The 24071-nt window shown below is 62.5% G+C and carries 22 protein-coding genes; 4 read left to right on the forward strand and 18 right to left on the reverse strand.

The genetic code is table 11. The annotated features are described in order from the left end of the window. Positions 1 to 25: 25 nt before the first annotated feature. The 8 genes from hypF to hemA form a co-directional block, all read right to left on the reverse strand. Positions 26 to 2239 carry a carbamoyltransferase HypF gene (hypF, locus tag ACLGGT_RS20010; protein ID WP_437197349.1) on the reverse strand — a complete coding sequence of 738 codons (2214 nt, stop codon included), beginning with the start codon at positions 2237 to 2239 and terminating at the stop codon, positions 26 to 28. An 81-nt stretch (positions 2240 to 2320) separates the two neighbouring features. Beyond that, the gene (locus ACLGGT_RS20015) at positions 2321 to 3751 is read right to left on the reverse strand and encodes a nickel-dependent hydrogenase large subunit (protein WP_437197350.1); all 1431 of its coding nucleotides are present in this window, start codon (positions 3749 to 3751) and stop codon (positions 2321 to 2323) included. After that, positions 3748 to 4740, reverse strand: coding sequence for a HupU protein (locus ACLGGT_RS20020; protein WP_437197351.1), 993 nt, complete (start codon positions 4738 to 4740; stop codon positions 3748 to 3750). The genes ACLGGT_RS20015 and ACLGGT_RS20020 overlap by 4 nt, the downstream gene beginning before the upstream one ends. Continuing rightward, positions 4737 to 6050, reverse strand: a complete 1314-nt coding sequence (locus tag ACLGGT_RS20025) for a sensor histidine kinase (RefSeq protein WP_008282515.1) — start codon at positions 6048 to 6050, stop codon at positions 4737 to 4739. Before ACLGGT_RS20025 ends, ACLGGT_RS20020 begins: the two co-directional genes overlap by 4 nt. 124 nt (positions 6051 to 6174) lie before the next feature. Then, a complete protein-coding gene (eno, locus tag ACLGGT_RS20030; protein WP_081506514.1) occupies positions 6175 to 7449 on the reverse strand; it encodes a phosphopyruvate hydratase in 1275 nt (424 codons plus the stop codon). A gap of 90 nt (positions 7450 to 7539) precedes the next feature. Continuing rightward, positions 7540 to 8667, reverse strand: coding sequence for a flavodoxin-dependent (E)-4-hydroxy-3-methylbut-2-enyl-diphosphate synthase (gene ispG / locus ACLGGT_RS20035; protein ID WP_437197352.1), 1128 nt, complete (start codon positions 8665 to 8667; stop codon positions 7540 to 7542). 78 nt (positions 8668 to 8745) lie between these two features. Next, positions 8746 to 9984: a helix-turn-helix domain-containing protein gene (locus ACLGGT_RS20040; protein WP_437197353.1), complete on the reverse strand. Its 1239-nt coding sequence runs from the start codon at positions 9982 to 9984 to the stop codon at positions 8746 to 8748. Positions 9985 to 10098: 114 nt separating this feature from the next. Next, complete coding sequence (hemA, locus tag ACLGGT_RS20045; RefSeq protein ID WP_437197354.1) at positions 10099 to 11328, reverse strand: 5-aminolevulinate synthase; 1230 nt, start codon at positions 11326 to 11328, stop codon at positions 10099 to 10101. Between the two features lie 231 nt (positions 11329 to 11559). On the opposite strand from hemA, the gene ACLGGT_RS20050 reads away from it, so the two are divergent. Next, positions 11560 to 12948 (forward strand): M20/M25/M40 family metallo-hydrolase, encoded by a 1389-nt coding sequence (locus ACLGGT_RS20050; protein ID WP_437197355.1) that lies wholly within the window; start codon positions 11560 to 11562, stop codon positions 12946 to 12948. Positions 12949 to 13187: 239 nt separating this feature from the next. Here the strand turns inward: ACLGGT_RS20050 and ACLGGT_RS20055 are convergent, their stop codons facing one another. From ACLGGT_RS20055 to ACLGGT_RS20065, 3 genes are all read right to left on the reverse strand, one after another. Next, positions 13188 to 14387 (reverse strand): DegT/DnrJ/EryC1/StrS family aminotransferase, encoded by a 1200-nt coding sequence (locus ACLGGT_RS20055; protein ID WP_437197356.1) that lies wholly within the window; start codon positions 14385 to 14387, stop codon positions 13188 to 13190. Between the two features lie 89 nt (positions 14388 to 14476). Next, positions 14477 to 15142 carry an HAD-IA family hydrolase gene (locus ACLGGT_RS20060; protein ID WP_081506518.1) on the reverse strand — a complete coding sequence of 222 codons (666 nt, stop codon included), beginning with the start codon at positions 15140 to 15142 and terminating at the stop codon, positions 14477 to 14479. 75 nt (positions 15143 to 15217) lie between these two features. Next, a complete protein-coding gene (locus tag ACLGGT_RS20065; RefSeq protein ID WP_437197357.1) occupies positions 15218 to 15658 on the reverse strand; it encodes a hypothetical protein in 441 nt (146 codons plus the stop codon). 85 nt (positions 15659 to 15743) lie between these two features. Between ACLGGT_RS20065 and moaA the strand changes: the two genes are divergently transcribed. Continuing rightward, positions 15744 to 16751, forward strand: coding sequence for a GTP 3',8-cyclase MoaA (moaA, locus tag ACLGGT_RS20070; protein WP_037298531.1), 1008 nt, complete (start codon positions 15744 to 15746; stop codon positions 16749 to 16751). An 82-nt stretch (positions 16752 to 16833) separates the two neighbouring features. Here the strand turns inward: moaA and ACLGGT_RS20075 are convergent, their stop codons facing one another. Then, entirely contained in the window at positions 16834 to 17457 is a 624-nt protein-coding gene (locus ACLGGT_RS20075; RefSeq protein WP_437197358.1) for a DUF1223 domain-containing protein, read from the reverse strand. A 325-nt stretch (positions 17458 to 17782) separates the two neighbouring features. On the opposite strand from ACLGGT_RS20075, the gene acnA reads away from it, so the two are divergent. Further along, complete coding sequence (gene acnA / locus ACLGGT_RS20080) at positions 17783 to 20533, forward strand: aconitate hydratase AcnA (protein ID WP_037298535.1); 2751 nt, start codon at positions 17783 to 17785, stop codon at positions 20531 to 20533. Positions 20534 to 20735: 202 nt separating this feature from the next. Further along, positions 20736 to 20873 (forward strand): hypothetical protein, encoded by a 138-nt coding sequence (locus ACLGGT_RS20085; protein ID WP_008282531.1) that lies wholly within the window; start codon positions 20736 to 20738, stop codon positions 20871 to 20873. A gap of 78 nt (positions 20874 to 20951) precedes the next feature. On the opposite strand, the gene ACLGGT_RS20090 is transcribed toward ACLGGT_RS20085, so the two are convergent. From ACLGGT_RS20090 to ACLGGT_RS20115, 6 genes are read right to left on the reverse strand one after another with little or no spacing between them, the layout of a single operon-like run. Continuing rightward, positions 20952 to 21485 (reverse strand): DsbE family thiol:disulfide interchange protein, encoded by a 534-nt coding sequence (locus ACLGGT_RS20090; protein WP_437197359.1) that lies wholly within the window; start codon positions 21483 to 21485, stop codon positions 20952 to 20954. Further along, positions 21478 to 21636 carry a heme exporter protein CcmD gene (gene ccmD / locus ACLGGT_RS20095; RefSeq protein ID WP_008282533.1) on the reverse strand — a complete coding sequence of 53 codons (159 nt, stop codon included), beginning with the start codon at positions 21634 to 21636 and terminating at the stop codon, positions 21478 to 21480. The genes ACLGGT_RS20090 and ccmD overlap by 8 nt, the downstream gene beginning before the upstream one ends. Next, positions 21633 to 22373, reverse strand: a complete 741-nt coding sequence (locus ACLGGT_RS20100; RefSeq protein WP_219434671.1) for a heme ABC transporter permease — start codon at positions 22371 to 22373, stop codon at positions 21633 to 21635. The genes ccmD and ACLGGT_RS20100 overlap by 4 nt, the downstream gene beginning before the upstream one ends. Positions 22374 to 22389: 16 nt before the next feature. Continuing rightward, positions 22390 to 23046: a heme exporter protein CcmB gene (gene ccmB, locus ACLGGT_RS20105; protein ID WP_422000619.1), complete on the reverse strand. Its 657-nt coding sequence runs from the start codon at positions 23044 to 23046 to the stop codon at positions 22390 to 22392. After that, positions 23043 to 23660 carry a heme ABC exporter ATP-binding protein CcmA gene (ccmA, locus tag ACLGGT_RS20110; protein ID WP_081506525.1) on the reverse strand — a complete coding sequence of 206 codons (618 nt, stop codon included), beginning with the start codon at positions 23658 to 23660 and terminating at the stop codon, positions 23043 to 23045. The genes ccmB and ccmA overlap by 4 nt, the downstream gene beginning before the upstream one ends. 56 nt (positions 23661 to 23716) lie before the next feature. Then, positions 23717 to 24070 (reverse strand): Mth938-like domain-containing protein, encoded by a 354-nt coding sequence (locus ACLGGT_RS20115; protein WP_008282537.1) that lies wholly within the window; start codon positions 24068 to 24070, stop codon positions 23717 to 23719. Position 24071: the final 1 nt, after the last annotated feature.

Below are 24071 nucleotides of genomic sequence, written 5' to 3' on the forward strand. Positions count from 1 at the left end.
CTAACCGCCCTGCCGCCCCCGCCGGTCAGCCGCTTACCGCCCGTGCCGCCGCAACCACCGCCTGCCCCAGCGCCAGACCGCCATCATTGGCAGGCGTGCGGCGATGGATCAGCACCGGCACATCCCCCAACGCCGCAAGGGTTAAGTCCAACAAGGGCGCATTCTGAAAACACCCGCCCGAAAGCGCCACAGCGTCCGCCTCCCCCGCCTCGACCAGCGCCCGCGCGCGGGCTGCAAATCCCCGCGCCAGCCCAGCCTGAAACCGCCCCGCCATCACCTCGGGCGCAACCCCCGCCGCACGGTCCTGCGCCCAAGCCTGCCACAGCGGGGCAGTCTCGATCACGCCCTCAACGCCCCCCAGCGGATAGGCCCCCACATCGCCCAAGACCGCCCGCGCCTCGAGCCCCATCGCGGCCTCGCCCTCATAGGTTTGCGCGCCTTCAAATCCCAAAACCGCCGCAAACGCATCAAAAAGCCGGCCCGCCGAAGAGGTCAGCGGCGCATTGACCCCGGCCCATATCGCCTGCCGCAGCACCGCCAAGGGCCGCGTGCCAAACAGCTCATCGGCCAGATGCCCCAACCCCGCCGCATCCAGCTGCGCCAGCGCAACGCGCCATGGCTCGCGGCTTGCCCGGTCGCCGCCAGGCATCGCGACCGGGGTCAACCAGCCGCGCCGCTCAAACCCCAGATAATCGCCGAGCAATACCTCACCGCCCCAAATCGTGCCATCGGGCCCCAATCCCACCCCGTCCAGCACGATCCCCGCCACCCGGCCCGCCGCCAAGGGCCAACCATTTTCGGCCATGCAGGCCGCCATATGCGCGTGATGATGCTGAACTTCGATCACCGGCACGCCTCGCGCATGGGCCGCCTGCGTCGCACGGTATCCGGGGTGCGGATCGCAGGCCACGATCTCAGGCCGATGATCGAACAGCGCCGCATAATCGGCCTCCGCCGCCAGAAACGCCTCCCATGTCAGCGCCTCATCCAACTCGCCCAGATGATGCCCCAAGAGCGCCTGACCGCTTTTCACCAAACAGAGCGCGGCCTTCATCTGCCCGCCATAGGCCAGGACCTGCGGCGCGCCCTCAAACCCCACAGGAAGGGGCAGCGTGCCCGGCACCCGCCCCCGCGCGCGGCGCAAGACCATCGGCGGATGCGCGCGCTCCACGCTGTCATCCAGCCGCCGGGCAATCACGCGGTCATGAATCAAAAACGCATCCACGAACCCGCCCAGCTTTTCGCGGGCCTCCTCATTGCCAATCACCTGCGGCTCACCCGACAGATTGCCCGAGGTCATCACCAAAGGCCCGCCAAATTCCGCGATCAACAGATGATGCAACGGCGTATAGGGCAGCATCCAACCCAGCACCGCCTGCCCCGGCGCCACCGCCTCGGGCAAGACCTCCGCCCTCTTGCGCAACAAAACAATCGGGGCCGCAGGGTCGCGCAAAAGCGCCGTCTCCTCCTCTGACACGGCACAGACCGCCCGGATCATCGCCAGCGTTCCCATCAACGCAAAGGGCTTGCCGGGCCGCCGCTTGCGCGCCCGCAACCGCGCCACGGCTTCGCCGCTCCCTGCATCACAGGCCAGATGAAACCCGCCCAGCCCCTTGACCGCAATACTCCCCCCCGCCCGCAGCACCGCCACAGCCCCCGCAACGGCATCGCCACCCCCCGGCTCCAGCCAAACCCTTGGGCCACATTCAGGACAGGCCACGGGCTGCGCATGAAACCGCCGGTCGGCGGGGTCTTCATATTCGGCGCGACAGGCGTCGCACATCGGAAACGCCGCCATCGTGGTGCGCGCCCGATCATAGGGCAGCCCCTGCAATAGGGTGAAACGCGGCCCGCAATGGGTGCAATTGGTAAAGGCATAGCCCTGCCTGCGTCCCGGCGCGAAAACCTCCGCCACACAGTCGGGACACGTCGCCGCATCGGGGGTCACCCGCGTTTCGGCCCCCACGCCCCGGCTTGGCGCAATCTCGAACCCGTCGGGCAGATCGAACACCGCCACCTCGTGCAAAACCGCATCGACCCGCGCCAAAACCGGCGCGCGCGCGGGAATAGCCGCCACGAATGCCGTCAGACCTTCGCCCGCCGCCTCGATCAACACCCCCTCAGGATCGTTGAACACGCGGCCACGCAGCCCCATTTGCCGCGCCAACTGCCAGATATAGGGGCGAAATCCCACCCCTTGCACCTGCCCCCGCACCCGGATACGCCAGCCTTCATCCATAGCCCGGCCTTTCATCTGGCCTCAAATACCTCGGGGGGGTCGCGCCATCGGCGCGACGGGGGCAGCGCCCCCACGCCCCGCTCAATGCACCGTGCAAACCATGCAGGGATCAAAACTGCGCACAATATGCTGCACGGCAATCGGCGTCTCCTCGCCCGGCTGCACCTCTGCGCCGACCAGCGCCGCCTCAAGCGGCCCCGGCACGCCACCCGCATCGCGCGGGCTGAAATTCCACGTGGTCGGCGCGATGATCTGCCAGGAAGCAATGCGCCCCTTTTCAATCCGGCACCAATGGCCCAGCGCGCCGCGCGCCGCCTCAACCAAACCTTCCCCCACCCCGTCACGCGGCGGGGCCCAGTCGGCCATGAACCTTGCTGCAGGATCAATCCCGGCCAGCCTCTCCTCCATCACCACCTGCGTGCGCGCAATCTCCAACAGCCGCCCCACGATCCGCGCCCGCACCCCGCCCTCGCTCACCATGGCCCGCGCCAAAGGATGCCCATCCACCACTTGCCGCGCCAGCGCGCCAGTCTCATAGCCCAAGCCCCCCAGTCGCGGGGCCTTGCACCAGCTATAGCCGGGATCACGCATCGCCTCGTCGGGCACGGTCTGCCCCGCCTCCGGATGCACCGCCTCACCCAGCATCCAGGCATGGCTCAGATCCTCGGTGATCTGCGCGGTCTCCAGAACCCCAAGCGCGCTCCCAGCCCAGACGCCGCGCGCAAAAACCGGCCCTTCACCACTCGGATAGGCGCCATAAGACAGATAGCGCCCAGATCCCTGCCCCATCCCCGCCAAATCTAGGTCGGCGGCAATCTCCAAGAAAAGCGCCACATCCCCAGTGTCCCACGCCTCCAGCGCAGCGACACTCTCCAAGGCGATGAACGCCTCCAGCGGCGCGCCGAACATCTCGGCTTCCAGATAGGCGCGAAAGGCCCGCAAACTGGCCTGCATCCGCAGCTTGTCGCGCAGGGAGGGCGCGCGCGTGACCCCTCCAGGCTGAATGGCCAGCGTATGCGGCCACTTGCCCCCCAAAAGGCCCACGATATGCAAAAGCCGCGCCCGCGCCTCCAGCGCCCCATGCAGCGCCGAGCCTTGCATCGCCGTGAACCGCGCCACGGTGCGGGCATGCCAACGCCGCCCCGCATAAACGCTGCGCGCGAAATCGGGCATGAAGAACAGGTTGAAATGCGTCATGTGATCGGCCTGATTCTCGACCATATGCAAAAGCGCCGCCACCTTCTCGCCCTCAGGGGCCGGCACCACGCCCGCCGCCTGCGCCAAGGCCCGTGCCGCCGCCGCCGATTGGCTGATGGAACAGATCCCGCAAATGCGCGGCGTGATGGTCAGCGCATCCATTGCCCCCTTGCCCAACAGCATCCGCTCGAACCCGCGAAACATCGGCGAATTCACCTGCGCAGACCGCACCCGGCCCTCGGCCACATCCAGCCGGATTTCCAGATCCCCCTCGACCCGGTTGAACGGGCCAACCAAAAGCTGCGTGTCGCTCATGGCTTGGGTTTCTTGAGGCTGGGGGGCACGGTGATCCGGTCGGCCACCGCATTGCGCGCGATGCGCGGCGGGGTCGCAGCCTTCGACAGGCTCGCCAGTGCCATGAACCAGGCTTTTGGCATGTCAGACGGCAGGCCCACCGGAATCCCTGCGAATTTCGGCGTCTCGGCAAAGCCGTGGCCCGGCTCCTCGAATTCCGGCGCGGTGCAGTTGATGCACGGATAGCCCGCCCGCGTGCAACTGCCCTCTCCATTCCAGCCGCGAATATTGCAATCCCCCACCGCCTGTGTGCCGACACAGCCCAGATGCTCCATCATGCAGCCCATTTCCGACAGATGCGTCGCACTGGCCTTGTATTCATAAAACTCATTCTTGGGACAGGCATGATGCACAAGGTGATCCGCATAGAAACGCGGCCGCCCATAACCATCAAGCATCTCTGCCCGCATCTCGCCCGCTGCCAGCATCAAAAGCGTCTCTGTCACCCAATCCGGATGGGTGGGGCAGCCCGCCACATTGATCACCGGCAGGCCCGAGCGTGACCGAAACTCCGCCGCCAGCGCGCCGCCCACATGCGCCCCGTCATATTGCACGCCCACCGCATCGGCGGGATTCTCACCCGCCGACGTGACGCCGCCATAGGTGGCACAGGTGCCCACCGCCACCACATGCCCCGCGCGCGGTGCCAGATCCAGCAGCCAGTCCAGCATCGACCGCCCGGTGCCTGCCAGCATATGAAACCGCCCAGTGCCATTGGGCCCCCGCAGAATAGACCCCTCAACGCAGAGAATATCGAGCGTTTGACGCTCCTCGCGAATATCCTCCAACATGCGCCGCACCGGCGCGCCGGTGGCCTCGCTCAGTGTCGGATGCCACAGAAATTCCAATCCCGCCCCCGCCAGCAAAGCCAGCACATTGGGATCCTCGGCACAGAGAAGCGACATAGTGCAGCCGCCACAGCCCCCCGATTGCAACCAAAGAATATTCATGCCGCCCCTCCTCGTGGCAGGCTCAGGCGGAAACAGGCCCCCGGCCCGGCCCGCTCGACCAGTTCCAACGTGCCGCCATGTTCCTCGACAATCTTATGCGAGATTGACAGGCCAAGCCCCGTGCCCTTGCCCACCTCCTTGGTGGTATAGAACGGATCGAAAATCGCCTGCGCATCCGCCGCCGCAATCCCCGGCCCCGTGTCGGATATCTCAAGCACCGCGCGTCCCCCCTCGTCACGCAGGTCAAGCCGCAACGCGGGTGCCTCCATCCCTTCCATCGCATCCACCGCGTTTTGCACGAGGTTCATCAACACCTGCTGGATATGCCCCGGTCGCCCCCGCACCATGCAGGGCGCCTGCCCCTCATAGCTGATCCGCAGATCGGATTTGCTGCCGCGCTCAATCCAGTTGACGGCGATGCGCGCTGTCTCGAGCAGATCGAAATCGGTCATTTCGCCCGCCCCATCCGCCGACAGCCGGCGCAAATCCTCGACAATATCGCGGACCCGCTCGGCCCCGTCGCGCGCGCCCTGCACCACATGCGCAAGGTTCTTAAGATTGCGATCCAGCTTCAACGCCTCGCGCAGCGCCACCAATTCTTCGCGGCTCGCCCCCGCCTGAACCCGCTCGAAATAGGTCTCGAACTGCGACAGGTACTTCTCCAGCGTATGCGTATTGGCATAGACGAAACTGATCGGGTTGTTCAGCTCATGCGCCACCCCGGCCAGCAGCCGCCCCAGAGAGGCCATCTTTTCATTGCGCACCAACTGACCTTGGGTCTGTTTCAGCGCCTCATGGCTGCGCTCAAGCTCTGCATAGGCCCGCTTGAGCGCCCCCAGTGGCCGCCCCGTCAGCACAACGCCCGTGCTTTTGCGGCGGCGGTCAAGCTGCGGCGCGATGCTGAATTCCACCGGCTCCAAACCATCGGGCGTGATCAGATCCGCGCTTTGGGTATGGGTGCGGCGCAGGGCGACCGTTTCGGCCACCGCGGCACTCAATCCCCCGGTATCGGCCTCGGCCACAAAGTCGCGCAAGGGCCGCCCCACCAGATCGGCCACCTCGATCCCCACAAGGTTGCAAAATGACGCGCTGGCATCGGCAATCGCGCCATGCTTGTCAGCCACCACCAGATAATCACTGATCGACACCATGATCGAGGACAGGAAATGCCGCAGATTGGTCAGCTCCGCATTGCGGCTCTCCAACTGCTCCTGATAATCCACCAGCTCCGCATAGGTCCGGTCCATGGCGCGCAAGACATCAACCCAGGTCTGGTCGCCCAAATCCTTGCGCAGATCATCGATTCCCATGCCAGACCACCCTCCGGGCCAAGACGCCTCAGCGCGCCTTGACCAAGCCTAAAACCAATCCGGGAAAAACAAAAGCGCCACGCAGAGGGGAACGGAATTTTACAATCCGCCCCCCCGCGCGCGCTTATTTCAGGATCGAACGCCCGGCATAGATCGCCGTCTCGCCCAGCATTTCCTCAATCCGGATCAGCTGGTTGTATTTCGCCAGCCGGTCCGACCGCGCCAGACTGCCAGTCTTGATCTGCCCGCAATTGGTGGCCACAGCCAGATCGGCGATGGTGGCATCCTCGGTTTCGCCCGACCGATGCGACATCACATTGGTCATGCGCGCGCGATGCGCCATATCGACTGCTTGCAACGTCTCGGTCAGCGTGCCGATCTGGTTCACCTTGACCAGCATCGAATTACCGCACCCGCGCTCGATCCCCATGGCCAGACGTGCGGGATTGGTGACAAAAAGATCATCGCCCACCAACTGCACCTTGTCGCCCAGCGCCTCGGTCAGCGCGCGCCAGCCTTCCCAATCGTCCTCGGCCATGCCGTCTTCGATGGAAATGATCGGGTAATCCGCGACCAGCGCTTGCAGATATGCAACATTTTCAGCGCTACTCAGGCTCAAACCTTCGCCAGAAATTTCATATTTGCCACCTTTGTAGTATTCCGTCGCGGCGCAATCGAGACCAAGGTAAATCTCCTCACCGGGGCGGTAACCCGCCTTCTCAATCGACTTGAGAATGAAATCCAGCGCATCGCGCGTCGAGGATAGGTTGGGCGCAAAGCCGCCCTCATCGCCCACACCCGTCGCCAGACCCGCCGCCGACAACTCTTTCTTCAGCGTGTGAAACACCTCCGACCCCATGCGCACGGCATCGCGGATATTCTCCGCCGCTACCGGCAGGATCATGAATTCCTGAATGTCGATCGGATTGTCGGCATGCTCGCCGCCGTTGATGATATTCATCATCGGCACTGGCAGCACCCGCGCCGAGGTGCCCCCCACATAGCGATATAGGGGTTGGCCGGAAAAATCCGCCGCCGCCTTGGCACAGGCAAGGCTCACGCCCAGAATTGCATTGGCCCCCAGACGCGCCTTGTTGGGCGTGCCGTCCAACTCGATCATCGCCATATCGAGCGAAACCTGCTCGGTCGCATCCATACCCGCCAGCGCCTCGGCGATCTCACCGTTGACGGCGGCCACGGCCTCCAGCACGCCCTTGCCCATATAGCGGGCCTTGTCACCATCGCGCCGCTCGACCGCCTCATGCGCGCCTGTCGACGCCCCCGAGGGCACCGCCGCGCGGCCCATGGTGCCATCCTCCAGCGTCACATCGACCTCAACCGTCGGATTGCCCCGACTGTCCAGAATTTCGCGGGCGTGAATGTCGATGATACTGCTCATGGGCGGGGAATCCTTTGCTGGAATTGGCTCGCGCCTGCCTTAGCAAGTTTTCCACGCTTTGCAAACGCAGCAGAGCCGCAAACCCCGCCCCTACTCCGCCGCCTGCGCCGCTGTCTCTGCGTCAATCTCTGCGGCCCGCCGCTCGACCTGTTCGACAATGTGGTCGATCATCTGGGCATTATCCATCCGGTGGCTCTGCTTGCCCGCCAGATAGACCATGCCATTGCCCGCCCCGCCGCCGGTAAAGCCGACATCGGTCATCAGCGCCTCACCGGGGCCATTAACCACGCAACCGATGATGCTCAGGCTCATCGGCGTCTTGATATGCTCCAGCCGCTTTTCCAGCGCCTCGACCGTCTTGATCACGTCAAACCCCTGCCGCGCGCAGGACGGGCAAGAGATGATATTCACCCCCCGATGCCGCAGCCCCAGCGATTTCAGGATTTCATAGCCAACCTTGACCTCTTCCACTGGATCAGCGCTCAGGCTCACCCGGATCGTATCGCCGATCCCCATCCACAACAGGTTGCCCAGACCAATCGCGCTCTTGATCGTGCCCGACATGAGGCCGCCCGCCTCGGTGATGCCGAGGTGAATGGGCGCGTCCGTGGCCTCGGCCAGTTGCTGATAGGCGGCGGCGGCCATGAACACATCCGACGCTTTCACACTGATCTTGAACTCGTGGAAATCATTGTCTTGCAGAATACGGATATGCTCCAACCCGCTCTCGACCATCGCATCGGGGCACGGCTCGCCATATTTATCCAAAAGGTGCTTTTCCAGCGACCCGGCATTCACGCCAATCCGCATCGAACAGCCATGATCCCGTGCGGCCGCGATCACTTCGCGCACGCGGCGCGCATCGCCGATATTGCCCGGATTGATCCGCAGGCACGCGGCCCCCGCCTCGGCTGCCTCAATGCCGCGCCGATAGTGGAAATGGATATCCGCCACAATCGGCACCGGGCTTTCGCGCACGATATCTTTCAGCGCCTTCGCCGATGCCTCATCCGGCACCGAGACCCGGACAATATCCGCCCCTGCATCGGCGGCCGCCTGCACCTGTGCCACCGTGCCCGCCACATCGGTGGTCAGCGTGTTGGTCATCGTCTGCACGGTGATCGGCGCATCGCCCCCAACAGGGACATCGCCCACCATGATCTGACGGGATTTGCGGCGGTAGATATTGCGCCACGGGCGGATATGATTGAGCGACATCGCGTCGGGCCCCGTTCGTCTAAAGGTGACTTTCCCACACGATAAACCGTGCCGGGGTCAGGGGCAATCGCGTGTCGCTTATTGCTGCGGAACAGCCTCAGGCGCGATCTGCGCCTCGGCCACATACCGCATCAAATCCTGATCTGCTGTGATATCGGCCAAGGCATAGCGCCCGGTCAGCCCCTCTGCCGTCAGCGCCAACCCCGAAGTGACAGCCCCTCGTGTGCCCGCAGGCCCATAGTGCTGACCGTTCACGGCGAAATAAATCGCCCCCGATTCGCCCACGCGCAGCGTCGGCGGCTCTTCCGTCGCAGGCACCGGGTAGGTATCACCCGCGTTCAGAATACCCTCAAAGATCACGCTGCCATCAGCGGCACGCACCCTCACCCAGGCCGGGCGCACCGCAACCACCTGCACCTCTGCCAAATTTCCGGCCACCACCTGAGGCCGGTTCGGGCCGGGCGCGTCAAAGTCTTGTGCCTCGCGCAGGGCCAGCGCAATGCCACTGTCGCGATCCGCCTCCGGGGCGACCGGGCTCAGCGTGCCCACTTCGCGCGGATCAAGCGTGGAAATCGGCGCATCCCGCGCCACCATAACCGGCACATCCAGCGCCTTGGGCCGGTACAACCGGCTCAACCGTTCATCGCGCGGCGGCTGAAACACGCCCGACGCGGCCTCCTCGCCCTTAGGCAGATCATCGGCAATCACCGCAGCCCCGCTCAACGGGTCAAGATCGGCCAAGACAACCGGCGTATTCTCTACCGGCGCAAGCTGCACCTGCTGCACCTGCCGCAATACGCTCCACCCGCCATACCCAATCGCCCCGATCAGCACGACCAGCACCAGCGCCGATCCAATCGCCCCCGGCTCGATCCGCGACAGGAAACTCTCAGAGGCGGGCAGGAATGGCGTATTGGGCGACACCAACGGATCTTGCAGCGCCGCTTTGCGCTGCTTGACAGGGCCAGCCTTGCGGATCGAAGACGCCTCTGCCGACATCCCATGGGCAATCGAAAAACCGGATTCGTCGCAAAACACCTTGAACGCCTGATCTGGGTCCATACCCAGATAGCGCGCATAGGACCGGACATAGCCGGGAATGAAACCGGGGGTGTCAAAGGCAGACGGATCGCAATTTTCAATCGCGGCCACGTAATTGGCCTTGATCCGCAGCTCGCGTTCCACATCCAGCAGGGATTTTCCAAGCGTCGCGCGCTCACCGCGCATCAAATCGCCAAGGCGCAATTCAAAAGCGTCAAAGCCTCGGGCTTCAACCTCTTCTACTTCGGCCTTCCGCGAAAATCGCCGCCCGATCATGCGCCCCTGCCTCTCGAGTGTCTTGCCCAGCTGCCCAAATGTCCCGATTCGAGCTCTGAACTTTTCTTTCTCAGACCGTAACACAAGGCAAGGTATAATGCACGTGCAGAGAGGTTAGCCCGCCAATTCGGCGCGATTCAGCGCACAGTGGCTCCAGAGCTCATCCATGGCGCGCACCAGCGCATCCATCTCTTTGGGGCCATGCACCGGCGAGGGTGTGAACCTCAGCCGTTCGGTGCCGCGCGGCACGGTCGGGAAATTGATCGGCTGCACATAGATGCCATAGCCCTCGAGCAGCATGTCGCTCAATTTCTTGGTATGCACCGGATCGCCCACGATCACCGGCACGATATGGCTGCCATGATCAATCATCGGCAGGCCCATCGCCTTGAGCCGCGTCTTGAGGATTTTCGCCTGAGTTTGATGCTGCTCCCGGAGCGCCGCGCCCTCCGCCGTCTTCAGAAATGCAACCGAGGCACTGGCCCCCGCCGCCAATGCCGGTGCCAGCGAGGTCGAGAAAATGAAGCCCGGCGCATAGGACCGAACCGCGTCGCACATCTTGGCGCTTGCCGCGATATAGCCGCCCATCACCCCATAGGCCTTGGCCAAGGTGCCGTTGATGATATCCAGCCGATGCATCAGCCGGTCCCGCTCGCAAATCCCCGCCCCGCGCGCGCCATACATGCCCACCGCATGCACCTCGTCGATATAGGTCAGCGCGCCAAACTCATCCGCAAGATCGCAAATCGCTTCAATCGGGCCAAAATCGCCATCCATCGAATAGACGCTCTCAAAGGCAATCAGCTTGGGTGCGGCGGGATCATCCGCCGCCATCAGCTCGCGCAGATGTGCGACGTCATTATGCCGGAAAATCCGCTTGGCCCCGCCATTGCGGCGCACGCCTTCGATCATGCTGGCATGATTCAGCGCATCGGAATAAATGATCAGCCCCGGAAAGAGCTTGGGCAGCGTGCTCAACGTCGCGTCATTGGCGATATAGGCAGAGGTAAAAAGCAGCGCCGCTTCCTTGCCATGCAGATCGGCCAATTCCGCCTCAAGCCGCTTGTGATAGACCGTCGTGCCGGAAATATTGCGCGTGCCGCCAGATCCTGCGCCCGTGGCGTCAATCGCCTCATGCATCGCGCTCAGGACAACCGGATGCTGCCCCATGCCCAGATAATCGTTGCCACACCACACAGTGATCGGCTGCTCGGCCCCATCGGGCTTGCGCCACACCGCATGCGGAAAATTGCCCTTCGTCCGCTCGATGTCGATAAAGGTGCGATAGCGACCTTCCTGATGCAAACGGTCGATCGCCTGATCCAGCTTGGCTTCGTAATCCACTGGCGTTTCCTTCCTGATCGTCACCGGCAAACGGGGCCAGCCGTCCTTCGGGTCTTGGGCGGCGAACCGGGCCACCTATTCAATATTTGGAATGGATATAAAATACATTCCCCTCACGCAACAGGTTACAAATTGACGCTGCCCCCCACTTTGACTTGGGTCAAGTGACTGGACAGTGCCACGCGGCCTGATACCCTCATTCTCAATCATACTCAAACCCAAAGGCCCGCCATGTCGCTTTCCGCCGTTCTCTCTCGCATCGACGACCAATTGCCCGCCGCTCTCGACCGGCTGACCGGGCTCTTGCGAATCCCCTCCATCTCGACCGATCCGGCCTATGCGGGCGATTGCGAAGCCGCCGCAGATTGGCTTGTGTCAGACCTGCAAAGCCTTGGGGTGAAAGCAGAAAAACGTGCCACACCGGGCCGCCCCATGGTCGTGGGCCATATTGACGGGCCTGCGGATGGCTCTGGACCGCACCTGCTTTTTTACGGGCATTACGACGTACAGCCGGTTGATCCTCTGGCACTCTGGCACACTGATCCCTTCGCCCCCGAACTTCAGGACACGCCGCATGGCAAAGTGATCCGCGCACGCGGCGCCTCCGACGACAAGGGCCAATTGATGACCTTTGTCGAGGCCTGCCGCGCCTACAAGGACGTGACCGGCGCGCTCCCCTGCCGCATCACCTTCTTTTTCGAGGGCGAAGAGGAATCAGGCTCGCCCTCGCTCATCCCCTTCATGCGCGACAATGCCGCAGAGCTTTCCGCCGACTTGGCCCTGATCTGCGACACCTCCATGGTCGCCCCCGGCGTGCCCTCCATCGCCTCGCAACTGCGCGGCATGCTCAAGGATGAATTCACCATCACCGGCCCGCGAATCGACCTGCATTCCGGTCACTACGGCGGTCCTGCCCTCAACCCCCTGCGCGAAATCTCGCGCCTTATCGCGTCTTTCCACGATGACACGGGTCGCGTCGCCGTCGAAGGCTTCTACGAGGGCGTCCATGAGGTGCCCGCAGACCTGCTGCGCCAATGGGAAAGCTGCGGCTTTGACGAACACGAATATCTCTCTTCCGTTGGCATGACCCGTGCCCATGGCGAGGCGGGTTATTCCGCCCTCGTCCAGCAATGGGCGCGGCCCACGCTGGAAATCAACGGGCTTTGGGGGGGCTATCAGGGTGCCGGCACAAAAACCGTGATCCCCTCCGAGGCGCATTGCAAACTGACCTGCCGCCTTGTCGGCGATATGGACCCCGACAGCCTGCGCCAAAAGGTCCGCAAACATGTCGAAGACCGCCTCTCGCCCGATGCCAAGATCACCTGGAATCAGGATCTCGACGGCTCGCCCGCCGCCGTGATGAACATCAGCCGCCCCGAGTTCGAAGCCGCCCGTCAGGCCCTTTCAGACGAATGGGCGCGCGAAGCAGTCTTTACCGGCATGGGCGGCTCGATCCCCATCGCGGGCTTTTTCAAAGAGGTGCTCGGCCTTGACGCCATGCTCATCGGCTTTGCCCAGGAAGATGACGCCATTCACTCCCCCAACGAAAAATACAACGTCCAGAGCTTTCACAAAGGCATCCGAAGCTGGGCGCGGGTGCTCGACGCGCTGGCCAGGTGACACGCGTGGCCAGAAAGGGACAATAATCTGCGTTGAGGAGACGCGCGATCTCTGGGCCGGGGACTAGCGAAGCAACAGAACTGGATGCCACTTTATGTCAGCAAAGTCCGAGTGACGTCTCAGTGAGGCGCTACACATCAAAATCGCTAGGCCGCGGGACGGCCCAGCGATCGCGCGGCGGCGCGTGCCGCGCCTTGTTCCGCGCGGGGGCACCCTGACTGTCCGCTCTAGGCCGCCCCCTAAACGCCCTGCGCCTGATACACCGCGCCCACCTCTGCCCGGATGATCCGCGCAATCTGCGCGCAATCCTCTAGGCTAAAGGTCAGCGGCAGCCGCATATCGACAATCCCGCGCAAGATCCGGTCGCTCGCAGGCATCGGCGATGACGGCGCATAGCGCCAACTGTCATAGCGGCTGGTAAAGCCCACCGGCTCCGCCCCACCAAACCACTTAAGCTCGACCCCGCGCGCCAGACACCGCTTCAACACATCCGCAATCCGGCCCCCGTCCCAGTCCAGCAACAGGAACTGAATGGACGATCCCACATAGCGCTCTGCCTCGGCGCGCTCGACCACTGTCAACCCCGGCGTGCCGCGCAATCCCTCCTCGACAACGCGGTACCGCGCGTTCCATTTTTCACATTGCGCATCCAGCGCCCGCAACTGTGGCCGCAAAATCGCCGCGCGCAGATGATCCATCCGCCCCGACACATTGGGCGTGTCATATTTGACCTGCTCGAACACCTCTGCCGGCGGCACCGTGCCATGCCGCCCATAGAGCATGTAAGACCCCGACAGCATCACCGCCCGCGCCATCACCATCTCGTCATCGGTGATCAGAAACCCGCCCTCGCCGGAATTCATATGCTTGTAGGTCTGGGTGGAATAGCATCCGATCTTGCCCCAACGCCCCGAAGGGATACCGCGCCACGCCGCCCCCATCGTATGCGCGCAATCCTCGACCACCGTCACCCCGGCAGCGTCACAAATCGCCATCAGCGCATCCATATCCGCCAGATGCCCGCGCATATGGCTCAGCATCAGGACCTTTGCCTGATCCACCTTGGCCGCCAGATCCTCCAGATCAATCGTCAACGCCTCGGTGACACCCACGAACACCGGCACCGCCCCCACGCTGGCAATCGAACCGGGCACAGGCGCAAGCGTAAAGGCATTGGTCAGCACCTTATCCCCCGGCCCCACACCCAAGGCCCGCAGCGCCGTGGCCATCGCATAGCCGCCTGACGTCACCGCCAGCGCATAGCGCGCCCCCGTATACTCCGCGAATTCCCGCTCGAGAGAGGCCACCGCCCCCGCCTCCTCGCCCACGAGGTTATACCGATGCAACCGGCCCGAGCGCAGCACATCGAGCGCCGCCGCGATCCCCTCTTCGGGGATCGGCTCCTGTTGCGTGAAATTGCCTGTGAATCTCTCTGTCATGCTCTTGTTTTGGGGCGCGTCTGGCCTTGCGTCAATGGTTTTGCAGGCCAGCCCCCCTTCCTTCAGAAAACCCGAAACCGCCCTGCGGCTCAGCCGATAAGACGCCGCACCACGCCCGGCAATTCGTCATAATGCCCGATCACCGCCTCAGGCTTCAAGGCCGCCACCGTGCCCCCACCGGGGCCAAACCCCACAAGCACCGACGGCACGCCCGCCGCCCGCGCCGTATCGTGATCCGTCACCGTATCGCCCACCATCAGCGCACGAACCGGATCACCGCCCGCCCGCCGCACGGTCTCGCGCAGATGTTCCGGATCGGGCTTGCGCACCGCCAGCGTATCCGCCCCGGTCAACGCCTGAAACGCTCCAAGCACGCCCAACCGCTCCAACAGAATTCGCGCCAGACGTTCCGGCTTGTTCGTGCAAATGGCCACGCGGTAGCCGTCTTCGCTCAACTGCGCCACAGCCTCCATCGCGCCGGGATATAGCACCGTATGCACATCAATCGCCTCGGCATAGGCCTCCAGCAGCACCGGGTAATACCGGTCAATCGTGGCCTCATCCTCGGCGCGGCCCAGCCGCTCCATCCCCAGCCGCAACATCGCCCGCCCGCCGCGCAGCGCAACGCCCGAATCGGTGTCCGCCCGCAACAGATCACCCGCGCCCATATCGCGAAAACAGGCATTTGCCGCCGCCAGCAAATCGCCGCTGGTATCCGCCAGCGTCCCATCCAGATCGAAAACCACCGTGCGCATGCCCTGCCCTCTTACCGCCTCTCGCCAGCGGATAGAGCGCCCCTGCCCGAAACACAAAGGAAAAGACGCGCAGCCCTAGTCTGCCAGCCGGTAAACCTGCAGTTCCGGCAACGCCGTCAGGGGTGCCCCAACGGCCCGAAACCCCGCCAGCGACAATCGGCTGCCCGACCCCGGCACCGCGTCAAGCGGAATAAGGTCGACCGCCACCGACTGCCCGGTCACGGCATAATCCACCCGCCCCCGCGCGGGCGCATCCACAAGCGGCGTCTTCAGCCAAAGCCCCGGCTCAGCCGGTGATCCAAGCGACGCCACAGTGGGTCCCAGCGCCCCGGCCCGTGCCGTGGCAGCCTCGACGCGCGCCGCCTTGCGCTCGGCGGGCGTTGTCACGTCCAAATCGTCCGGCGTCATCGGTGCCACTACCTCGGGCGCGGGCTCTGCGCGCGGCGCGAACACCCGCTCCACCTGCGCACAGCCCGCCATGCCCAAAACACCCAAGATCATGATCAAATATCTCATTTGTCCACCCTACCCCCCGAAACTTGCCCCTTCAACGGCCAACTTGTCCCTTGCCCCGCCGCGCCCCCCCGCCTAGATTTACGCCATGACAGCACCTCTGATAGACCCGTTCCAGCGCGCCATCTCTTACCTGCGTGTCTCCGTGACAGACCGCTGCGATTTCCGCTGCGTCTATTGCATGTCTGAAAACATGACCTTCCTGCCCAAGCGCGAATTGCTCACGCTCGAGGAACTCGACCGCCTCTGTTCGACCTTCATCCGCATGGGCGTCGAAAAACTGCGCATTACCGGCGGCGAACCGCTGGTGCGCAAAGGCATCATGACGTTTTTCGACGCCATGACCCGTCATTTAGAGGACGGCACCCTCAAGGAACTGACCCTCACCACCAACGGCAGCCAGATGGAACGCTTCGCCGCCGATCTCTATGCGGCCGGCGTGCGCCGGGTGAACATCTCGCTCGATACGCTCGATGATCAGAAATTCGCCGATATCACCCGCTGGGGCCGCTTGGCGCAGGTGATCAAAGGTATCGACGCCGCCCAAAACGCCGGGCTGCGCGTCAAGATCAACACTGTGGCGCTCAAAGGGTTCAACGAAGACGAATTGTTTACCCTTACCGAATGGTGCGCATCGCGCGACATGGACCTCACCTTTATCGAGGTCATGCCAATGGGCGATATCGGCAACGAGGACCGCTTGGGCCAGTATTGGAAACTCTCCGATCTGCGCGCCCGCCTGCGCGACCGCTTCACCCTCACCGAATTGACCGAGCGCAGCGGCGGCCCCGCCCGCTACGTGCGCCTTGAGGAAACAGGCCAGAAAATCGGCTTCATCACGCCACTCACCCATAACTTCTGCGAAAGCTGCAACCGCGTGCGCCTCACCTGCACCGGCGAGCTCTACATGTGCCTCGGCCAAGAGGATATGGCAGACCTGCGCGCGCCCCTGCGCAACAACCCCGGCCATGACGCTATGCTCGAAGACGCCATTCGCGCCGCCATCACGCGCAAACCCAAAGGCCACGATTTCGACTACTCGCGCCAGACCGTCGATGGCCGCGTCTCGCGCCACATGAGCCATACAGGCGGCTAAGCCTGCGCGCGTCACGCCCGCCCGCGGCTGTCATCCTTCCAAAAATACGCGAAATCACTGGCCTGCTTGAAAAACAGTGCCCTCAGTGCAAATAGGCCACGGCCTCGATCGTGCCGAAATCGACATATTGCAACAGCACAATCGCCTTATCCTCGCGCGCCAAAGCCACATCCAGATCAAGCGGCTTGCGACTGTCCCAGACCGCAACCTGCGTTATATCCGTGACGATATTGGCATAGGTGATGGTCTTGCCAGCATTCTCGCCACGGGCAATCTTCACCGTTTGCTCGGGAACATAACGCACCAGTTGCACCATCAATGGCGTCCTGCGCGCAGGCTCGGCCCGCGCCTTGATCCGCACCTTGCCTGCGTCCCGCACCACCTCGACGGCGATGCCGCTTTGCTCCCGCGCGCGGTGCTGCGCGATCAGGGCCTCAACATCCCCGAACCGCGTGCCCACCACGTGATCCGCCCCGTTGATGATCATTTGCGGCGTATACACCATCGTGCGGCCGCTCGCCTGCGCATACCCACGCTGCCGGTTGCTGTTATGAGGACTGCCAAAACTGTCCTCCCAGCCGATGTAATCCCAGTAATCGACATGCAGCGACAGAGCGATCACATCATCGCGCGTCACAAGGTCAAGAAAATAGGCATCCGCAGGCGGGCAAGAGGAACAGCCCTGCGACGTGAAAAGCTCTACCACAACAGGATGGTCACCGGCACTTGCCTGCACCGCCCACAGGGATAAAATCCCCCCAATACGCTCGCCGCCACGTGTCGCATATCGTGTCTTCCCACTCGGTGTGCTTGTTTGCCCGCGGATCATACCACATCCGCGCCCAATGGAACCTAGGCCTCGTGGATCGCAATAACCAATCAAGGTTTCGAGAGTCCAAAGTGATTTCCTGAAATATTGATCAATTGTGTGCAATAGTATACAAATATTCTCGCGCCCCTCTTGATCGGACGTTTCAAATCGGTCAGAAGCAAAAGCAAGTGATCCAGCCTCGACCATGAAAGGACGGCCCATGCCCATCAGCGTCGGACAAGACAGCGCCAAGACCCGCAAGACCCTCACCATCGGCGACCAGTCGGTCGCCTATTACTCGATCGCCGCCGCCGAAGAGGCCGGTCTTGGCGATTTCTCGCGCCTTCCCGCTGCCCTCAAGGTGGTGCTGGAAAACATGCTGCGCTTCGAGGATGGCAAAACCGTCTCGCTTGACGATATTCGCGCCTTTTCAGAATGGGCGGCCAATGGCGGCACCGCCAACCGCGAACTGGCCTACCGCCCGGCGCGCGTGTTGATGCAGGATTTCACCGGCGTTCCGGCGGTGGTGGATCTTGCCGCCATGCGTGACGGGATCGTGGCCTTGGGCGGCGATGCCCAACAGATCAACCCGCTCAATCCCGTCGATCTCGTCATCGACCACTCGGTGATGATCGACGAATTCGGCAATCCCCGCGCCTTCCAGATGAACGTGGACCGCGAATATGAGCGCAACATGGAGCGCTACCAGTTCCTGAAATGGGGCCAGGGTGCCTTCAACAATTTCCGTGTCGTGCCGCCGGGCACCGGCATCTGCCACCAGGTCAACCTCGAATATCTCGCCCAAACCGTCTGGACCGACACCGACCAGAACGGCGAGACTGTGGCCTATCCCGATACGCTGGTGGGCACCGACAGCCACACCACCATGGTCAACGGCATGGCCGTGCTGGGCTGGGGCGTCGGCGGGATCGAGGCCGAGGCCGCGATGCTGGGTCAACCGATTTCCATGCTCATCCCCGAAGTCGTGGGTTTTGAACTCACAGGCCGCATGGTCGAGGGCACGACCGGCACCGATCTCGTGCTCAAAGTCGTGGAACTCCTCCGCAAAAAAGGCGTGGTCGGCAAATTCGTCGAATTCTACGGTGCCGGTCTCGATCACCTGCCGCTGGCGGATCGCGCCACCATCGCCAATATGGCCCCCGAATATGGCGCCACCTGCGGCTTCTTCCCGATTGACGACGAGACGCTTCGCTACCTGCGCAACACCGGCCGCGATGAGGCCCGCGTGCAATTGGTCGAGGCCTATGCCAAGCAAAACGGCTTCTGGCGCGGCTCCGATTACGCACCGGTCTATACCGACACGCTGCATCTCGACATGGGCACCATCGTGCCCGCCATCTCGGGCCCGAAACGCCCGCAGGATTACGTCACCCTCGACAAATCCGCCACCTCCTTCCTTGACGTCGTGTCGCAATACCGCGGCAAGGATGCCAGCCCCGCCGCCGCCGACATGGCCGCCGAGGGACCGGCCACCGCTGTCGCCGCCGACCCGCGCAAATCGGTCAAGGTCAAGGGCGAAGACTATAGCATCCGGGATGGCTCGGTCGTGATCGCCTCGATCACCTCCTGCACCAACACCTCCAACCCTTACGTGATGATCGGCGCGGGCCTTGTCGCCCGCAAGGCGCGCGCGCTTGGCCTCAACCGCAAGCCATGGGTCAAAACCTCGCTCGCCCCCGGCTCGCAGGTGGTCTCCGCTTATCTCGAGGCCGCAGGTCTTCAAGAGGATCTCGATGCCGTGGGCTTCAACCTCGTGGGCTATGGCTGCACCACCTGCATCGGCAACTCGGGCCCCCTGCAAAAGGAAATCTCCGAGGCCATCGCCGAAGGTGATCTGATGGCCACCTCCGTCCTTTCGGGCAACCGCAACTTCGAGGGGCGCATTTCCCCCGATGTGCGCGCCAATTACCTCGCCTCCCCGCCGCTCGTCGTGGCCTATGCCATCGCGGGCGATATGAATATCGACCTCACCACCGAGCCCTTGGGCACCGACAAGGATGGCAATCCGGTCTACCTCAAGGACATCTGGCCCAGCCAAAAAGAGATTGCCGAACTGGTCGAACGCACAGTAACGCGCGAGGCGTTCTTGTCGAAATATGCCGATGTCTTCAAAGGCGACGAGATGTGGCAATCGGTCGAAACCTCCGAAGGCGAGACCTATGACTGGCCCGCGCAATCGACCTATGTGCAAAACCCGCCCTATTTCAAAGGCATGGCCAAGGAACCGGGCACCATCTCCAACATCTCCGGCGCGCGCGTTCTGGCGCTCCTGGGGGATATGGTCACAACCGATCACATCTCTCCCGCAGGCTCCTTCAAGGAAACCACGCCCGCTGGCAAATACCTGACAGAGCGTCAGGTGCCCGTGCGCGAGTTCAACTCCTACGGCTCGCGGCGCGGCAACCACGAGGTGATGATGCGCGGCACCTTCGCCAATATCCGCATCCGCAACGAGATGCTCGATGGGGTCGAGGGCGGCTATACCCAGGGACCGGACGGCGCGCAGACCTCGATCTTTGACGCCTCCATGGCCTATCAGGACGCGGGCACGCCGCTTGTGATCTTTGGCGGCGAACAATATGGCGCGGGCTCTTCGCGCGACTGGGCGGCCAAGGGCACGGCGCTTCTGGGCGTCAAGGCGGTGATCGCCGAGAGTTTTGAGCGTATCCACCGCTCCAACCTCGTCGGAATGGGCGTGATCCCGTTCGAGTTCACAGGCGACGACACGCGCAAGACGCTGGGCCTCACCGGCGCAGAAACCGTGGCCATCTCGGGTCTTGATACGATCAAACCACTGGCCGAGGTGCCCTGCACCATCACCTATGCCGATGGCACGACCAAGGTGATCACGCTCAAATGCCGGATCGATACCGCGATCGAGATCGAATATATCGAACACGGCGGCGTGCTGCATTACGTGCTGCGCAACCTCGCCAAATCCGCGGCCTGACAAACCCCGCGGCTTCATCAACAGGGCGGCCCCTCATCCGGGCCGCCTTTTTCATATCTTGCGCAGGGTTCCGCCACCCTTGCCCAATTTCCGGCCATTCGCCGCCGATGCGCTGCTCCTGCTGTCATTCTGCGGTGATTCCCCTTTTTTCGTGATCGCCACGCCCCAATCTTGAGGGCAGAAGATTGAGAAAGGGTAAATCATGCGCACCACCGCACTCATCCTCGCCCAGGCCGGGCTGATCAGCTTGCTCGCCGTTTACGGTGCCTATGGCGACAACCCAGCAAAGCCCACCTGCCCGCAGCACGCGACCACGCAGGATTGCGCAGCCCCGAAATGACGCGCGCAGCCAGACCTTACAAAATCAGCTTACAAACCTTACAAAATGTAAGGTCGCGCGCGCCGGGGCCAATAGCGCCTAGCGCGCGGCATCGATCGCAGGAAGGATCGTGCTCTGCATCACCCGCTCGGTGATCGGCCCGGCAAAGCGCAGCACGATATTGCCATTGCCATCAATCACATAGGTTTCAGGCACGCCGTAAACGCCCCAGTCAAGCGCCATCCGCCCCGTCGCATCCGCGCCCATCGCGGCATAGGGGTTTCCAAGTTCTTTTAGGAAATTCAAGGCGTTATCAGCCTTATCTTTGTAATTCACCCCATAGATCGTGATGCCATCCTTGGCCAGCTTCTCCAGATTGGGATGCTCCACGCGACAGGGCGCACACCAGCTCGCCCAATAATTTACAAGCGTCACAGTTCCATCGCGCAAGTCACTGTCACCAAATGTTTTTCCGTCGCCAAGCGGTGTCACCGCCACCACCGGCGCCGGCTTACCAGCCAGTGCCGAAGGCAGCTCATTGGGGTTATCCCGTTGCAACCCAACAAAGGCCAACCCGGCGAACCCGGCAAAGATCACCAGCGGCAAAACCATCATCGGAGAAAGCTTAGCCATTGGATTTCACCTTAGTTTCAACTTCTTGTAGCTCTTTCTTCACACGATTAGACCGCCGCACACTGAGCACGATCAAAACCGCGATAAGCGCAATCGTCACCGCGTAAGACGATAAAACCGCCTCCGCATATTTCCCCAGATCCGGCATCATGCCCCCATCCTCTCGCGCGCCAAAAGCGCCCGCATCCGCCGCGCGCGGATCTCGGTGCGCGTGCGCATCAAAACCAAAGCTATGAAAAGAAACACAAATCCCGCCATGCAGACCAGCAGCGGATACCAGAATACATCCGCCACATTCTCTTCCTTATCGAGGCTGAGCGAGGCACCCTGATGCAAGCCTTGGTTCCAGAAATTCACCGCATAGCGGCTGAGCAACGCGAAGACCGATCCGACAAGGCATAAAATGCTGGTCAGATCCGCTGCCGTATCGTCATTCTCGATGGCTTCCCACAGGGCTATGTATCCGAGATAAAACAGAAAAAGGATAAGAAAGCTGGTTAGCCTCGGGTCCCAGGCCCACCAGGTGCCCCACATCGGTTGTCCCCAGATGGCCCCCGTCACCAGTGCGATCACGGTCATCACCATTCCCACAGGTGCCGCTGCCCGTGCCGCCAGCGCGCTCACATGATGCCGCCGCACGATCCAAATAAGCGATGTGATCAGCATCATCAGCCAGGCATTGATCGCCATCAGCGCGCTAGGCACATGTAAATAAATGATTTTCACCGTCGATCCTTGGCGGTAGTCCTCAGGCGTAAAGAAAAAGCCCCAGACCAGCCCCCCCACCAACGTCACCGCCGCCAGCCCCGCGAACCACGGCAAAAACCGGTCGGTGGTCTGGATGAATTTCTTGGGATTGGCATATTCCCAGAGTGCGTTCAGGTTCATCGCATGTCCTGTGTCATCAACGTAGGTTCACCCTCAATACCGCAGCCGAGGCGAAAGGCAAAAGCGCGATGGTGCCGCAGGTAATCCCCGCCAACATCAACAGCGGCGTGGTCACGTCAAACCCCTCTGCGCCACGTCGCGCCACCTCTGCGCCGAAAATCAATGTAGGTACATAAAGCGGCAGCACAAGCAGGCTCAGCAACAGCCCCCCACGCTTAAGCCCGACCGTCAACGCCGCCCCAAAAGTGCCAATGACGCTAAGCGCAGGTGTTCCCAATAAAAGTGATACTATCAACCACTTATAGCCCGATTCTGAGAGATTGAGCAGCAGCCCCAGCACCGGTGCCGCCGCCACCAAAGGCAGGCCCGTGGTTAGCCAATGCGCCAACGCCTTGACGCTGACAATCCCCTCCATCGGCAAGGGCGAGGTGGCCAGAAGGTCAAGACTACCATCCTCCCAATCCAGTGCCAGAATGCGATCCAGCGACAGCAAACACGCCAGCAACGCACCCAGCCACAGGATACCGGGGGCAATCACCGTAAGGAGCGCGCTTTGCGGCCCCACCCCAAAGGGCACCAGAACCACGACAATCAGGAAAAATGACAAACCCAGACCAAAGCCACCACCGGCACGCATCGCCAGCCGAATATCACGAAACAGGAGGGCGATCACAGAAATGCCCCATCAAAATCATTGTCCATCAACGGCTTGGCTTTGTATTTTCCAACATCAAGCACCTGCGCCTCACTCAACCCAATGTCGATATGCGTCGCCATAAGCGCCATGCCCCCCGTCGCCAGATGCCCGCGCACGGCATGGGCAAACATCGCGACCGCCTCAGTATCCAATGACACGGTCGGCTCATCCAGCACCCAGATCGCCCGCCCTGTTACCAAAAGCCGCGCCAACCCCAAGCGCCGCTTCTGCCCAGCCGACAGCGCCCCCGCCAGCCGGGCCGAGAGCGCGGTCAGCCTGAATGCCTCAATAGCCTGGGAATAGTCTTTTCGACCAAAGGCTTCCGCCCAAAACTTCAGGTTCTCCGCAACCGTCAGAGTGGCCTTGATCCCATCGGCATGCCCGGCATAGACAAGGCTTTCGGGGGGCACGTCGATCCGGCCTGAAACCGGCGGCTGCAAGCCCGCGATCGTCCGCAAGAGCGTGGTCTTGCCGATGCCATTCGGACCGCGCACCACAAGCGCCTGACCGGGGGATAGCGTGAAACGCACCCCTTCCAGCACGGGTATCCCGCCGCGCGCAATGGTCAGATCAGAGACTTGCAGCATCATGCGCTGTGCTTAACCCAATGCGAGACCTTGGAAAAGCACCATCAGCGCGCGGATCGTCACACCGGTTGCAACGCAACGGCCACCCGGCGCCCTTCGGACAAAAGCACGTTATAGGTCCGGCAAGCAGCGGGCGAATTCATGGTCTCAACACCCAACCCCACCGCCTCAAGATCATCTCTCAACCCTTTGGGAATATGCGATATCTCTGCGCCAGTGCCGATAAAGACCACATCGACCTCCGTCGCAAGCGCCATCAGTGCCGCGGTGTCTTCATAACCGCCCCAGGTGCGCGCCCCAGTCGGTGTGACAAGGATCGCGCCCTCCATAACCTGTCCGGCAACCCGAAAGAATCCCGGCCCATAGCCATCAATCGGCGTCGCCCCGCTAAAACTGATTTCCGTCATGCGCATG

The sequence above is a fragment of the Roseovarius sp. MS2 genome (genome assembly GCF_051447875.1).
Lineage (GTDB): Bacteria > Pseudomonadota > Alphaproteobacteria > Rhodobacterales > Rhodobacteraceae > Roseovarius > Roseovarius mucosus_A.